General features: G+C 67.8%; 13 protein-coding genes and 1 pseudogene. 8 read left to right on the plus strand and 6 right to left on the minus strand.

Features of this window, described 5'->3' with window-relative positions; all coding sequences use genetic code 11:
• Positions 1-62 precede the first annotated feature (62 nt).
• From RMO30_RS00450 to RMO30_RS00460, 3 genes are read right to left on the minus strand one after another with little or no spacing between them, the layout of a single operon-like run.
• On the minus strand, positions 63-674 hold the full coding sequence (locus RMO30_RS00450; RefSeq protein WP_309708027.1) for an FMN-binding negative transcriptional regulator: 612 nt from the start codon (positions 672-674) through the stop codon (positions 63-65).
• 1 nt (position 675) lies between these two features.
• Complete coding sequence (locus RMO30_RS00455; protein ID WP_309708032.1) at positions 676-1,620, minus strand: DNA-formamidopyrimidine glycosylase family protein; 945 nt, start codon at positions 1,618-1,620, stop codon at positions 676-678.
• 21 nt (positions 1,621-1,641) lie between these two features.
• On the minus strand, positions 1,642-2,127 hold the full coding sequence (locus RMO30_RS00460; RefSeq protein ID WP_309708034.1) for a ribose-5-phosphate isomerase: 486 nt from the start codon (positions 2,125-2,127) through the stop codon (positions 1,642-1,644).
• 166 nt (positions 2,128-2,293) lie between these two features.
• On the opposite strand from RMO30_RS00460, the gene RMO30_RS00465 reads away from it, so the two are divergent.
• From RMO30_RS00465 to pepN, 5 genes are all read left to right on the plus strand, one after another.
• Positions 2,294-2,962 (plus strand): hypothetical protein, encoded by a 669-nt coding sequence (locus RMO30_RS00465; protein WP_309708036.1) that lies wholly within the window; start codon positions 2,294-2,296, stop codon positions 2,960-2,962.
• Positions 2,963-3,053: 91 nt separating this feature from the next.
• Positions 3,054-4,082 carry an iron ABC transporter substrate-binding protein gene (locus RMO30_RS00470; RefSeq protein ID WP_309708039.1) on the plus strand — a complete coding sequence of 343 codons (1,029 nt, stop codon included), beginning with the start codon at positions 3,054-3,056 and terminating at the stop codon, positions 4,080-4,082.
• A 56-nt stretch (positions 4,083-4,138) separates the two neighbouring features.
• The gene (locus RMO30_RS00475) at positions 4,139-5,626 is read left to right on the plus strand and encodes an iron ABC transporter permease (protein WP_309708040.1); all 1,488 of its coding nucleotides are present in this window, start codon (positions 4,139-4,141) and stop codon (positions 5,624-5,626) included.
• Positions 5,623-6,657 carry an ABC transporter ATP-binding protein gene (locus tag RMO30_RS00480; protein WP_309708043.1) on the plus strand — a complete coding sequence of 345 codons (1,035 nt, stop codon included), beginning with the start codon at positions 5,623-5,625 and terminating at the stop codon, positions 6,655-6,657. The genes RMO30_RS00475 and RMO30_RS00480 overlap by 4 nt, the downstream gene beginning before the upstream one ends.
• 28 nt (positions 6,658-6,685) lie before the next feature.
• Complete coding sequence (gene pepN / locus RMO30_RS00485; RefSeq protein ID WP_309708046.1) at positions 6,686-9,253, plus strand: aminopeptidase N; 2,568 nt, start codon at positions 6,686-6,688, stop codon at positions 9,251-9,253.
• Here pepN and RMO30_RS00490 read toward each other — a convergent pair.
• Both RMO30_RS00490 and RMO30_RS00495 read right to left on the minus strand, forming a co-directional pair.
• Complete coding sequence (locus RMO30_RS00490; protein ID WP_309708049.1) at positions 9,250-9,486, minus strand: helix-turn-helix transcriptional regulator; 237 nt, start codon at positions 9,484-9,486, stop codon at positions 9,250-9,252. The genes pepN and RMO30_RS00490 overlap by 4 nt on opposite strands.
• Positions 9,480-9,908: a hypothetical protein gene (locus RMO30_RS00495; RefSeq protein ID WP_309708052.1), complete on the minus strand. Its 429-nt coding sequence runs from the start codon at positions 9,906-9,908 to the stop codon at positions 9,480-9,482. Before RMO30_RS00495 ends, RMO30_RS00490 begins: the two co-directional genes overlap by 7 nt.
• Before the next feature lie 178 nt (positions 9,909-10,086).
• Between RMO30_RS00495 and RMO30_RS00500 the strand changes: the two genes are divergently transcribed.
• From RMO30_RS00500 to RMO30_RS00510, 3 genes are all read left to right on the plus strand, one after another.
• Positions 10,087-11,070 (plus strand): mechanosensitive ion channel domain-containing protein, encoded by a 984-nt coding sequence (locus tag RMO30_RS00500; RefSeq protein ID WP_309708055.1) that lies wholly within the window; start codon positions 10,087-10,089, stop codon positions 11,068-11,070.
• 5 nt (positions 11,071-11,075) lie between these two features.
• Positions 11,076-11,489 (plus strand): globin, encoded by a 414-nt coding sequence (locus tag RMO30_RS00505; protein ID WP_309708060.1) that lies wholly within the window; start codon positions 11,076-11,078, stop codon positions 11,487-11,489.
• Between the two features lie 75 nt (positions 11,490-11,564).
• A complete protein-coding gene (locus RMO30_RS00510) occupies positions 11,565-13,229 on the plus strand; it encodes an FAD-binding dehydrogenase (protein ID WP_309708058.1) in 1,665 nt (554 codons plus the stop codon).
• 255 nt (positions 13,230-13,484) lie between these two features.
• On the opposite strand, the pseudogene RMO30_RS00515 reads toward RMO30_RS00510, so the two are convergent.
• Positions 13,485-13,944: pseudogene (locus RMO30_RS00515) on the minus strand (hypothetical protein); the annotation flags it as partial.

Consider the following 13,944-nt stretch of genomic DNA (forward strand, 5'->3'; position numbering starts at 1 on the left):
CCCCGCTCTTGACTCGCGGACGGCGTCCAGTACCCCGCGCAGGTCGAAGACGTTACGAAGGATCACTCCAGCCGTCGCATCTCGGCGGCGAGCGCGGCATCCGAGTACGGCCCGTCGCCGTCGAGCGCCGCAATGATCGACTCGCGCACTTCGGGGGTTTTGTTCTGGGAGAGCTTCGCGCGGGCGTCGAAGCGGGTCACGCGGATGCGCAGGCCGACGGTGCCGCGGGCGATGCGGCGAGCCTTCTCTTCGTCGATGTCGAGCGAGATCGGCGTCGGCATCCTCTTCTCGAAGTGGTCGACGAGGTCACCGAGGATGCGGAAGTTCTCGTCATCGCTCAGGATCTCGGGCACTCCGTAGAGGTGAGCGGTGACATGGTTCCAGGTGGGTACGAAGTCGCCTTCCGCGTACCAGTTGGGCGAGATGTACCCGTGCGGGCCCTGTACGACGACGAGCACTTCGTGCTGGCCGAGTTCGTGGGCGACCTCGTCGGGACGACCGAAGTGGCTGACGAGCACGATGGAGTCGTCGTCGGTCTCCTCGAGCAGGGTCGCGTAGTGCGATGAGACGAGACCGGTGGATGCCGGTGAGACGTACGTCATCCACGGGTTGCGGCGGATGAGGCGCTTCACCTCGGCGGGGTCGGTGAGCAGGTAGTGGGGAGTGTGTCTCATGTCAGACCTGATCCTTCGGGCACCAGTAGAGGCGGCGACCGACCAACTCGGCCATCGCGATGGGGGTACCGCACACCCGGCACGGCTCGCCGGTGCGGTGGTAGACCCAGTGGCGGTCGTCCCGGGATGTTTTCGCCCGTTCGAGTTCGTCGCCTTCGAGCCCGTCCATCGTGAACATCTGACCGGTCTCGACACCGACTCCGAGGAGGTAGGTCCAGTCGCGCCAGAGCTCGCGGGCGACGTCGGTGGGAATGTCTTTGCCGGGCGTGTACGGGTCGAGCCGCGCGCGGAACAGCAGTTCGGCGCGGTAGACGTTGCCGATGCCGGCCACGACTTCTTGGTCCATCAGCAGTTGCCCGATCGCGACGTTGCGCTTCCGTACGTTTGCGACGAAGGCATCCTCACCGGCCTCTCCGTCGACGAGCGGGTCGGGGCCGAGCTTCGCGATCGTGGCGTCGACCTCTTCGACCGTCTGCACGGCGCACGCCGTTGGGCCGCGCAGGTCGGCGACGGCGACCGGGGTCAGCAGCCGCACCCGCACCTGGCCGATGGGCTCGGGCGGCCAGACGTCGATTTCGGGCTGCAGTCTTTCGGATTCCGCCATCCGCAGCCGCGTGCGGCGCGGGGCACCGATCGACCACGGCGAGTCTTCATTGGCGCCGACCACGCGGCCGCCGCGTTCCGCTGGAGAAATGGGACCGACCGCGATGTCGCCCGCGAAATCCCACGCCCCGTACATCCCGAGATGCACCCGCAGCCACAAGTGGTGGTCGAACTCGAGGAACATCTGCTTGCCAACCGCGCGAGCCTGCAGGATGGCGTGCCCGTCGAGCCGATCCGCGCCGGCTGTGAAGCGCCCCTGCGGCGATGACACCGTCACCGGCGGGCCGGTGAATGACCGCGCGAACTGCCGCGCGATCCGGTGGACACTATGTCCTTCAGGCAACGGGGCGCCCCTCCGGCATCGTTAGACGATCTCGCGCCCGGAGATCGCGCCGGTCGTCTCGTACTCGGCGAGCTGCGCGATGCGGCGGGCGTGCCGCTCCTCCCCCGAGAACGGCGTCAGGATGAAGGTGTCGATGAACTCTTTCACCTCATCGAACGAGTGCTGGCGGGCGCCGATTGCGATGACGTTCGCGGCGTTGTGCTCGCGGGCGAGTTCCGCAGTCGCGCGGCTCCAGACCAACGCGGCGCGGATGCCGTGCACCTTGTTCGCCGCCATCTGCTCGCCGTTGCCCGAGCCGCCGAACACAACCCCGAGTGCGGCGACGCCGTCTTGCTCGTCGCGCACGACCGCGCGGGCGGCGTTGATGCAGAAGCTCGGGTAGTCGTCGAGCGCGTCGTAGTCGGTGGGTCCGTGGTCGACGACCTCGTAACCCTGCGCCGCGAGATAGTGCTGCAGGTCGGTGCTGAACTCAAGGCCGGCGTGGTCGGTACCCAGATGGATGCGCATGGTGCCGCCAGCTTATTGATCCGAACCCTTGCCAGACCCCGATGGCGGGAGCAGAATCACAGCAACGCGCCGGATCCAACCAAGCCGGCGCCCCTGATCGCGACGGCGGGGTCGCCCTGGACCCCGTCGTCGCTTCTCGGCCGGGTTGTCGAGGAAAGGAACAGGGATGCGAATCATCGAGATCCACACCATTCCTGACGGGATGCCGCAGCTCTCGCGCGGACGGCACCGGTCGGCAAAGACCGGCGCCTGCTTCATGGAGTTCGCCTCCTATCTCGCGGGCGAGTCGTGGAGCGACTCGCCGCAATGCACCGATCCGCTGCTCGCGCACCTCGCCCGCGCGGTGAACGATCAGCTCAGCGACGCCCGGCGAAGCGAGATCGCCCCCGACATCCCGCGCGTCATCGGGCTGCGCGGCGACCACCGTCTGCTCGCCCCGGTCATCGCGGTTCGCGCCGCGGCGGGCGCGCTGCCGGTTGCGAGCGCGGGGCGTCAACAGGCACTCGCGGGCGCACTCCTCGCTGTGCCCGAGCTGCTTCCCGCGGGCACGGCGACCGAAGTGCGCGCGACGGCCCGCACGGCGCTCGATGCGGCTCCGCATGCCGAAAGGTGGGCGCTCGATCACCTGCATCGGCATCCGGTTCGCGAGCGCGACCTGCGCCGCTCGGGGTGCGCCGCGGCCGTCACCCTCGCCGTGACGGGCATCGCAGAGGCCTGCGTCGACGACGCCGAAACGTTGCTGGTCGCTTTGTTGCGCGACGCGATCACCGACGTCGAAGAGCTGTTGAGCGCTCCCGAGCCTCCGGTTGTGGTGCGGGAGCTCGTCGCCGGCTGAGCATTCCATGGAGGCTCACGGCTCGTCCCAATTAGGCTAGCCTTACCTTGTCGCACTTCGCGCATCCCTCCCCTGGAAAGGCTTTGCATCCATGCGTTCCCCGCGCCCAAGGTTCCTCCTCGTGGCCATCACGGCATCCCTCATCCTCGCCGGCTGTACGACGAGTCCCGTCGCACCCGAACCCGACGACCGGTCCCTCGTCGTGTATTCGGGTCGCGATGAGGAACTCGTCGGCCCGCTCCTCGACGCCTTCGAGGCCGAGAGCGGGATCACGATCAAGGTGCGCTACGCCAACAGCATCGAGATGGCCGCGCAGCTCCTCGAAGAGGGAGATCGCACTCCCGCCCAGGTGTTCCTCTCCCAGGAGCCGGGTGCGCTCGGCGCGCTGAGCGCTGAGGGCCTGCTCGCCGAACTCCCCGACGACATCCTCGACACCGTCGACCCGCAATACAGTTCGACGGACGGCACCTGGGTCGGACTCACCGGGCGGGCGCGCGTCATCGCCTATGACGGCGAAGAGCTGACCGAAGACGAGGTGCCGACAACGGTCTTCGATCTCACCGACCCGCAGTGGCGTGGTCAGGTCGGCATCGCTCCGACGAACGCTTCCTTCCAGTCGTTCGTCACAGCACTCCGCGTGCTCGAAGGCGAAGACACCGCGGAGGCCTGGCTGCGTGGGCTCGTCGCCAACGACGTCCAGATCTTCCCGCGCAACGGTGCCATCCTCGAAGCAGTCAACACGGGTGTGATCGATGTCGGGCTGATCAACCACTACTACTGGTTCCAGCAGGCGGCCGAAGTGGGAGCGCAGAACATGCGCGCCCAGCTTCGTTACGGTGAGCCCGGCACTGCGAGCGCACTCGTCAACGTCACGGGCGCCGGCATCCTGACCCCGTCGGCCGACAATGCCGAGGCCCTCGAGTTCGTGCGCTACCTGCTCTCCGTCGAAGGACAGGACTACTTCGTTTCGCAGACGACCGAGTACTCGGTCATCCCGGGCGGTCCCGCCCCTGCGGATGCGCCCGCGCTCGACGACATCCGCGGCCCGGAACTCGACTACGCCGACCTGGCGGATCTCGACGGAACGATCGCCCTGCTGGAGAAGGTCGGACTCCTCTGACCCTCACCCGCAACGGCCCGCCGCGCGGGAGGACGATCCGTCGGCCTCCCGCGCTGTTGGTCGTCGCCGCGACACTGCCGGCCCTCGTCGCCGCCATCCCGCTCGGCTATCTCGTGCTCAGGCTCTCCCAATCCGACCCGGAGCGGCTCATCGCATCCCTCTGGCGCGCCCGTACCCTCGAGCTCGCCGCCAACTCGCTCGGACTCTCGGTGACCGTCGCTGTCGGGTGCCTGTTGATCGGCGTCCCCACCGCGTGGGCCATCACCCGACTGAAACTCCCCGCACCTGCGCTCTGGCGCGCGCTGGCAACTCTCCCCCTCGCGATACCGTCCTACGTCGCCGCCTTCGCGTGGGTCGCGACCTGGCCCGGCATCTCCGGCTTCTGGCCGACCGCCGCCATCCTGACGCTCGCGTGCGCGCCCTACGTGACCCTGCCCGTCGCCGCCGCCCTGACCATGGCGGATTCGCGGTACGCGGATGCCGCCCGCACGCTCGGCGCCAACCCGGCTCGCGTCCTCCTGCGAGTCACGCTCCCCCGCATCGCCCCGGCCGCCGCCGCGGGCGCACTCCTGGCTGCGCTCTATACGCTCGCCGACTTCGGCGCGGTCTCGCTCCTGCGGTACCCGACGCTCACCTGGGGCGTACACGCCGCCTTCGAGGGCAGCCTCGATCGCGTGCTTGCAGCGGCGTTGTCGGCCGTACTCGTCGCGCTCGCCTTCGTCTTCGTCGCCGGGGAGCAGCTCATGCGGCGACGGGCCGCCCGCGCCGTCGCCGCGACGGGGGCCGAACCCACCTTGGCCACTGCCGGTGCGCGCACTCGGGCCGCCGCGATCGCCGGACTCGTCGTCACCGCGGCCCTCTCGATCGGGATTCCCCTCGGCGCTCTGGTAATCCGGCTCACGCTCGGCGTGGATCGCGACCTCGAGTGGCCCCGGCTCGCGGAAAGCACCGCGTCGACTCTCGGGCTCGGGCTGGCGGGCGCCGCGATCGCGGTGCTGCTCGCCCTGCCGATCGCGACCCTCGCCGCGCGCTATCGCTCGTTCGTCGGCGGCATCCTCGAATCGTTCGCCTACCTCGGACACGTCGTCCCCGGCGTCGTCGTCGGTCTCTCGCTCGTCTTCTTCACGCTCGCCGTCGCCCCTGCCCTTTACCAGACGGTCTTCGCCCTCGTCTTCGCCTACGGAGTGCTGTTTCTTCCCAAGGCACTCGGCTCCTCGCGTTCTGCCATCCGGAACGTTCCCCCGGCGCTCGAAGACGCGGCCCGCACGCTCGGGCTCGGCCGCCTCGCCACCTGGTGGCGGGTGACGGCGCGGATCGCGATTCCGGGCATCGCGGCGGGCGGGTTGCTCGCGGCGGTGACCGCGATGAAGGAGTTGCCCGCGACGCTGATGCTGCGACCGATCGGTATCGAGACTCTCGCGACCGAGCTGTGGCAGAAGACAGCGATCGCCGCATACGGAGCCGCGACACCGTACGCGATCGCGCTGGTGATCGTCGCGAGCATCCCCGCCTTCTTCCTCGCTCGTTCTGGAGACCGCCCATGAGCCTCGTCGTCGATTCGCTGAGCGCCGAGGTCGGCGACGGTCGTGAGCGCAAGCGCGTGCTGCACGATGTCTCGCTCCGGATCGAGACAGGAACGCTCGGTGCCGTACTCGGGCCCAGCGGAAGCGGGAAGAGCACCCTGCTGCGCTGCATCGCCGGGCTGCACGGCACGGTCAGCGGAGCCATTCGATCGGGGAGTCGCGACCTCCGCGGCCTCCCACCGGAACGCCGCCGAGTCGGACTCGTTCCGCAAGACGGCGCCCTCTTTCCGCACTTGACGGTAGGCGAGAATGTCGCCTTCGGGCTCAGCAAGCACATCCGTCGCAGCCGGCGGGTCGACGACTTGCTCGAACTCGTCGAGCTGCCCGGGCTGGCGAGTCGTTACCCCCACGAGCTCTCTGGCGGCCAAGCACAACGCGTCGCCCTCGCGCGCGCACTCGCCCCCTCGCCGGAAGTCGTGCTGCTCGACGAGCCGTTCTCGGCGCTCGACGCCACCTTGCGGGCAGCAGTCCGCGAGCAAGTCCGCCGGGCTCTCGCCGAGACCGGGACGACCGCGATCCTCGTCACCCACGATCAGACCGAAGCGCTTTCGATCGCCGACCGGCTCATCGTGCTGAGCGACGGCAGGGTGCGGCAGATCGGCTCGCCCCAGGAGGTCTACCAGCGCCCCGTCGACCTCTGGACCGGTCAGTTCGTCGGGGAAGCGGTCGTGCTTCCCGGGCGCGGTGAGGGATCGCGGGTGACGACAGCGATCGGCGACCTGCGGCTCGTCGATCCCGCTGTCGGGGCGGTCACGGTTCTGCTTCGACCGGAACAGGTGCGCATCGTCGAGGGGCCAGGAACCCCGGCGCGGGTGGTGTCGGTCGACTACTTCGGGCACGACGCCCTCGTCGACCTCGACCTCGTCGCCGACCCGGGCATCCGGATCTCGGCGCGCCTTGCCGCACCGGTCTCGCTGCGCGAGGGCGACGCCGTCCAGATCCGCGTGGCCGACCCGGTGCTCGCCTTCGTCGCACCCCGTCAGGACCCCTGAGGCCACGGCCCTCCCGTATCGTGGACGGATGCCTGGAGAGAACCTCACCCGTGTCGAAGCCCAGGAGCGCGAGTCGCTCGTCTCGGTCACGTCGTATGACGTCCAGCTCGATCTGACCACAGGACCGGAGACCTTCCGGTCGACGACGACCGTCGTGTTCGACGCCCCGGAAGGCTCCGCCACCTTCATCGATGCCCTCACTGCGAAGGTGCACGCGATCACCCTCAACGGCACCGAGCTGGATGTCGCCACCGCCGACGGCGCCCGCGTGAGCCTCTCCGGGCTCTCGGCATCCAACACCCTCGTCGTCGACGCCGACTTCGCGTACACCAACACCGGCGAGGGCCTGCACCGCTTCGTCGACCCCGTCGATGGTGAGGTCTATCTCTACTCACAGTTCGAGGTGCCCGACAGCCGCCGGGTGTTCGCCGTCTTCGAGCAGCCCGACCTCAAGGCGACATTCACCTTCACGGTCACCGCGCCCGAGAACTGGGTCGTCGTCTCCAACTCCCCCACCCCGACACCCGAGGCGGCCGAGGGCAAGAGGGTCTTCGCCTTCGAGACCACCCCGCGCATCTCGTCGTACATCACCGCGATCGTCGCCGGCCCTTACGAGTCGGTGCACAGCGAGCTCACCAGCAGCAGCGGCCGGGTCATCCCGCTCGGGGTATACGCGCGCAAGTCGCTCATGCAGTACCTCGACGCCGACTACATCTTCGACATCACCCGCAAGGGCTTCGCGTACTTCGAAGAGAAGTTCGGCTACCCGTACCCGTTCGCGAAGTACGACCAGCTCTTCGTGCCCGAGTTCAACGCCGGCGCGATGGAGAACGCGGGAGCCGTGACCTTCACCGAGACCTACGTGTTCCGCTCGAAGGTCACCGACGCGATCAAGGAACGCCGGGTCGTCACGATCCTGCACGAACTCGCACACATGTGGTTCGGCGACCTCGTGACGATGAAGTGGTGGAACGACCTGTGGCTCAACGAGTCGTTCGCCGAGTGGGCATCGACGATCGCCACGGCCGAAGCCACCGAGTGGACCGAAGCCTGGGCGACCTTCCAGGCGATGGAGAAGAGCTGGGCCTACAAACAAGACCAGCTCCCCAGCACGCATCCGATCGTCGCGACCATCAACGACCTCGAAGACGTGCAAGTCAACTTCGATGGCATCACCTACGCCAAGGGCGGGTCGGTGCTCAAGCAGCTCGCCGCCTGGGTCGGAGTTGACGCGTTCTTCGCGGGCGTCGGGGCTTACTTCAGAAAGCACGAGTACGGCAACACCGAGCTCACCGACCTGTTGCGCGAACTCGAAATCACCTCGGGCCGCGAACTCACCTCGTGGTCGCAGCTGTGGCTCGAGACCGCGGGCGTGAACACGCTCAAGCCTCTGGTCGAGGTCGACGACGAGGGTGTCATCACGCGGTTCGAGATCACGCAGACCGCGATCGTCGAACAACCGACCATCCGCCCGCACCGCCTCGCGATCGGGTTCTACGACATCGTCGACGGCGCGCCGAACACCGGCGTCACGGGTGACCTGTCGCCGAAGGTCGTGCGCACGCACCGCCTCGAACTCGACATCGACGCCGACGCCTCAACTGAGGTCGCCGAACTCGTCGGCATGAAACGGCCGGCGCTCATCCTGCTCAACGACGACGACCTCGCCTACGCGAAGATCCGCATGGACGACGCCTCGTGGGAGTTCGCGATCGACAAACTCGCCGACATCGAAGACCCGCTCGCCCGCGCGCTGGTCTGGGGTGCGGCGTGGGACGCCACCCGGGATGCCGAAGTCGCGTCGAGCGACTACGTCGACCTGGTGCTCGGCAACATCGCGACCGAGACCGAGTCGACGACGATGCGGCTGTCGCTCACCCAGCTCACCCAGGTGGCCCGGCTCTACGTCGCGCCCGAGAAGCGGGCCGCGACGATCGAACGCGTCGGGGATGCCCTGTGGGAGCTCGCGCAGTCGGCTCAGGCCGGCAGCGACGCGCAGTTCCAGTTCGTGAAGTTCTTCGCCAACATCCCGTCGACAGCTGCCCACGCGGCGACCCTGAAGGCGCTGCTCGACGGCTCGGTGAAGCTCGAGGGACTCGAGATCGACACCGACCTGCAGTGGGAGGTGCTCGAAGGGCTCGTGCTGCTCGGCGAAGCCGGCGAAGCCGAGATCGTCGCCCAGTTCGACACCGACATGACCGCGAACGGGCAGCAAGCCGTGGCCCGCGCCCGCGCGACCGGCGACAAGAAGGCGGCGTTGGATGCGGCGCTCACCGATGCGACGATTCCGAACGTCGTGCTGCGCTCCTCCGGCGGCGGGTACCACCACGTCAACGAACCGTCGGCGCTCGAGCCGCTCGTGGCACCGTACTTCGAGGCGCTCGACCGCATCTGGAAGGAACGCTCCTACAAGATCGCCGAGTACGTCATCCTCGGCTTCTACCCGACGCCGCTCGCGTCACAAGAACTCGTGGATGCCACCACCGCCTGGCTCGACGCCCACCCCGACATTCCGGCCCTGCGCCGCCTCGTGATCGAGAACCTCGCCGGAGTGGAGCGAGCCCTCACCGCCCAGCAAAGGGATCGCTCCGCCTAGCCGCCGGTTGGTGAATCCTCGGGTGCGTAGCTGAAGACGTCGTCGAGGCCGACCCCGAAGACGCGGGCGATCTGGAACGCCATCTCGAGCGACGGCGAGTAGCGGCCCTGCTCGATCGCGATGACGGTCTGACGGGTCACGCCGATGCGCTCCGCGAGATCGGCCTGCGTCATCTCGTTAGCCGCGAAGCGCAGCGCTCGGATGCCGTTGGTGACCCTCGTCGGCTTCACCACTGGTGCAGCCCCCGCCGGTAAGCGACCAGCTTGGCGATCGTGGAGAGGATCGCCTGCAACACGAAGCCGAGGTACAGCACGTTGGCGATCCAGAAGTGCGGAACCTCGAACCAGGCGAGCACGAGGGCACCGAGCGCGCCCATCACGAGGAACGCACTGCCGATGTATTCACCGAATCGGTTGATCTGCTTGTCGCGCTGATCCGACTTGCCGGCATCCTTGCCCGACAACATCCCGACCACGATGCCGCCGAGAATGCCGACGACGATCGCCCCGAGGATGGTGCCCAGCATCGGCCCCACGTAGTTCGCCTCATCAAGGGGTCGCTCGCCCGCCTGGGTGAGCACGAGCACGACATAGACGAGGTAGCCGATGGGGGCGATGAAGCCGAACACCCACGCGTTCTTCTCTTCGTAAGACACGGATCTCCTCCAGGGTCAGACGGCGGCAGCCGCGACACACATCCGGGTGGATGTCAACAATGTTTGACACCCTCGACCTTAAAGACATCCCGATGTGATGTCAAGCATTCTTGACACGAGCTTTCGGTTGGCACGAGGGCGCGGGCGGCACCCAGGGCGCACCCGGGAGAATGGAAGCATGGCGGAGTTCTGGGCAGTAGTGATCGCGTTCTATGCGGGGCCGTTCGGCGTGCCCGCGCGGGTCCTCACGATCATCGTCGTCGCATCTCTGGTGCGGCTCGTGCTGCAGCTCGTCATCCGCCGGGTGGTGAATCGCGTCATCAGCGGCGTGAAGAAGAAGCAGAACGTCGAAGACACCGCGGCGCTGCAGGCATCCCCGGTTGCCGCGATGCGCATCGTGCAGCGCACCCGCGCGTTCGGCGGGGTGCTGTCGAGCACCGTCACGACCGTCGTCATCCTCGTATCGCTCGTGCTCATCGTCTCGGCGATCGACCCCAATGCCACCGGCGCTTTCTCGCTCATTACCGCCGCCCTCGGCGCCGGCCTCGGTTTCGGGGCCCAGAACGTCGTGCGCGACGTGCTCAACGGCCTGTTCATCGTCACCGAAGACCAGCTCGGGGTCGGCGATGTCGTCGACCTCGGCCAGGCGACCGGCGTCGTCGAAGCCGTCGGCATCCGGGTGACGACCGTGCGCGACGTGAACGGCACCCTCTGGTATGTGCGCAACGGCGAGATCCTGCGCGTCGGCAACATGTCGCAAGGTTGGGCGCGCGTCATCCTCGATCTCGCCATCCCCTACGACGCCGACATCGACGCGGTGAAGGAGCGGATGCTGCAAACGGGCGTCGAGATGCGCGCCGACGGCAAGTGGAAGCGCCTCATGATCGAGCAGCCCGAGATCTGGGGCATCGAGTCGATCTCGGCGGAGGCGATCATCCTGCGGCTCGTCGTCAAGACGCGCAGCGGGGCGAAAGACGACGTCGCGCGCGAATTGCGTGCGCGCGTCAAGCGCACCCTCGATGGCATGGGAATCCGCGTGCCTGCGCTTGGTGTTGCCACCGCCGGCGTGGCGCATGCCGGCGGAGCGAACGACACTCCCGTCATCCCGGGTGTCGTCAAGCAGTCGTCGCCCCGACCGCCGGCCGCCGGAGGCAAGAAGTGAACGACCTGTTGTTGCGGGACGGCCCGGGCGGAGAGCCTGTCGGCAGCAACTTCTGGCGCGAGGTGGGCGGACGACCCACCTTCGAGAAGCTCGTGCGGGCGTTCTACGACGGGGTGCAGACCGATGAGGTGCTGTGGCCGATGTACCCGCACGACGACCTCGAGGGCGCGATCCAGCGGCTCACCGGGTTCCTCGAGCAGTACTGGGGTGGGCCCGGCACCTACAGCGAGGAACGCGGCCACCCGCGGCTGCGCATCCGCCACAACCCCTTCAAGGTCAACCCGGATGCCCGCGACCGCTGGTTGAGTCACATGCGCGTCGCCGTCGACGGCCTGGGGCTTTCGCCGCTCCACGAGAACATGCTGTGGGACTACCTGGAACGGGCGGCCCACGCGATGGTCAACACGTTCGACGAATAGTCAGCATTCATACGCGAGGATGAGCCCCGGACCGGGGCTGGACGGCTAGCCTCAGAAGTCAGGGAAAGGGGCCACATGACTGCGCACACCGACGTGATCGTCATCGGAGCCGGGTTGGCCGGACTCGTCGCCACGGCGGAACTCGTCGAGGCCGGCAAACGGGTGATCGTGCTCGACCAGGAGCCCGAATCGGGTCTCGGCGGGCAGGCCTGGTGGTCGTTCGGCGGGCTCTTCGTCGTCGACTCCCCCGAGCAGCGACGGATGGGCATCAAGGACTCCCACGAGCTCGCCCGCCAGGACTGGTTCGCGAGCGCCGAGTTCGACCGCGACGACGAGGATGCCTGGGGCCGTCAGTGGGCGGAGGCTTACCTCGCATTCGCCGCCGGCGAGAAGCGCGAGTGGCTCGCGTCGAAAGGTGTGAAGTTCTTCCCCATCGTCGGATGGGCTGAGCGCGGCGGATACACGGCGACCGGGCATGGCAACTCGGTACCGCGGTTCCACATCACGTGGGGCACCGGCCCCGGCATTCTCGAGCCGTTCATCGAAGCGGTGCAACGCGGCGTCGACAGGGGGCTCGTCGAGATTCGGTTCCGGCACCGCGTGGATGCCCTCACCGTCACCGACGGCACCGTCACCGGGGCGAGCGGCAGCATCCTCGAACCGTCGGATGTCGCGCGCGGCGAGGCGTCGTCCCGTGAACCCGTCGGCGAGTTCACGCTCGAAGCGCGGGCGGTGATCGTTGCGAGCGGCGGGATCGGCGGCAACCACGACCTCGTGCGCGAGGCTTGGCCCGAGTGGCTCGGCGCTCCCCCGACGACGATGCTCAGCGGTGTTCCCGCTCACGTCGACGGTCGGATGCTCGGCATCTCGCACGACGCCGGCGCGCGCCTCGTCAACGGCGACCGGATGTGGCACTACGTCGAAGGCATCCAGAATCACACGCCGGTATGGGCCGACCACGGCATCCGCATCCTGCCCGGGCCGTCGAGCTTGTGGTTCGACGCCACCGGGCGTCGCCTGCCGGTGCCGCTGTTCCCCGGATTCGACACGCTCGGTACCCTCGAACACCTGCGCTCCACCGGCCACGACTACTCCTGGTTCGTGCTCACCCAGTCGGTGATCGAGAAAGAGTTCGCGCTCTCGGGCAGCGAACAAAACCCCGACCTCACCGGCAAGAGCGTGCGTGAGCTCCTGAAGCAGCGGCTCGGCAAGGGCGCGACCGACGCGGTCGAAGCGTTCAAAGAGAAAGGCGCCGACTTCGTCGTCGCCGACAGCCTCGACGAACTCTTCGCCGGCATGAAGACGCTCTCCCCCGACGTCGAGATCGACTTCCTCGAGATGAAGTACGAGATCGAAGCGCGCGACCGCGAGATCGACAACACCTTCACGAAGGATGCCCAGATCACCGCCCTGCGTGGCGCACGACGCTATCGCGGCGACAAACTCATCCGCGTCGCCAAGCCGCACAAGTTCCTCGACCCCGCCCACCACCCGCTCATCGCGGTGAAACTGCACGTGCTCACCCGCAAGAGCCTCGGCGGTATCCAGACCGACCTGTCATCCCGCGCACTCGACGCCGAGGGGACCCCGATTCCCGGTCTCTACGCGGCCGGTGAGGTCGCCGGTTTTGGCGGCGGCGGTGTGCACGGTTACCGCTCCCTCGAAGGCACCTTCCTCGGTAGCTGCCTCTTCACGGGCAGGCAAGCTGGTCGAGCGATCGCCGACCAGCTCGGTGATTGAGCCGTCGAACCCTCGGTGGTTGAGTGCGTCGAAGGCGCGTGTCGAAACCCGCCTACGCGCGGCCGGGGATGGTCTCGAAGCCCTCTGCACCCGCCGTCCTAACTCTCGGAAATCCGACCCTTCGTCGTCGAGACGTCGATAGATGCATCTCATTCCGAGAGTTGGGGGGTTCACCGGCGACACCCTCGAAACAGCAGACGGCTGCGCTCTCAGTTTCGACACGCGCCTTCGGCGCTATCAACCATCGGGGTGAGGTCAGCGCAGCAGGTTCCACGCGCGGCGCTTGACGAGCACATGCCCGCGCTGCGTCGAAAGGCGCGTCCAGGGGCCGGTCTCGTAGACACGCACGGGGTCTTCGCCGAGGAAGCCGAGCGCGAACACCGCGAACGCAGCGCCGGAGGGGATGTGTTCGGCACCGATGATCGGCCGTCCCCACACTTCGGCGCGAACGCGACGCACGATCTGCTCACCGACGCCGTCCGGAACAGCTGCGGCGACATCCCGGATGCCGGCGCGCGCCGACTCATCGACCAGAGTCGGCGACACCTCGCCGAGCTGTTGCCAACCGCCGCGCGGGGGTGAGATCGCGGCCCAGGTGGCCGTGTTGACCTCCATCGGCAAACCGACCCTGGGAGCGCCCTCAGCTTGCGCGCGCTCGATGCGCTGCAGAAGCGAACGCACCGGCACGACCGCATCGAAGGTGGCTGCCTCGCTC

It is taken from the genome of Pseudolysinimonas sp. (assembly GCF_031389465.1).
GTDB lineage: Bacteria > Actinomycetota > Actinomycetes > Actinomycetales > Microbacteriaceae > Pseudolysinimonas_A.

Coding starts and splice junctions, on each gene's coding strand:
- RMO30_RS00460 (WP_309708034.1), bottom strand. CDS start 2,127: ATGCGCATCCATCTGGGTACCGACCACGCCGGCCTTGAGTTCAGCACC.
- RMO30_RS00465 (WP_309708036.1), top strand. CDS start 2,294: ATGCGAATCATCGAGATCCACACCATTCCTGACGGGATGCCGCAGCTC.
- RMO30_RS00450 (WP_309708027.1), bottom strand. CDS start 674: ATGAGACACACTCCCCACTACCTGCTCACCGACCCCGCCGAGGTGAAG.
- RMO30_RS00480 (WP_309708043.1), top strand. CDS start 5,623: ATGAGCCTCGTCGTCGATTCGCTGAGCGCCGAGGTCGGCGACGGTCGT.
- RMO30_RS00510 (WP_309708058.1), top strand. CDS start 11,565: ATGACTGCGCACACCGACGTGATCGTCATCGGAGCCGGGTTGGCCGGA.
- RMO30_RS00500 (WP_309708055.1), top strand. CDS start 10,087: ATGGCGGAGTTCTGGGCAGTAGTGATCGCGTTCTATGCGGGGCCGTTC.
- RMO30_RS00470 (WP_309708039.1), top strand. CDS start 3,054: ATGCGTTCCCCGCGCCCAAGGTTCCTCCTCGTGGCCATCACGGCATCC.
- pepN (WP_309708046.1), top strand. CDS start 6,686: ATGCCTGGAGAGAACCTCACCCGTGTCGAAGCCCAGGAGCGCGAGTCG.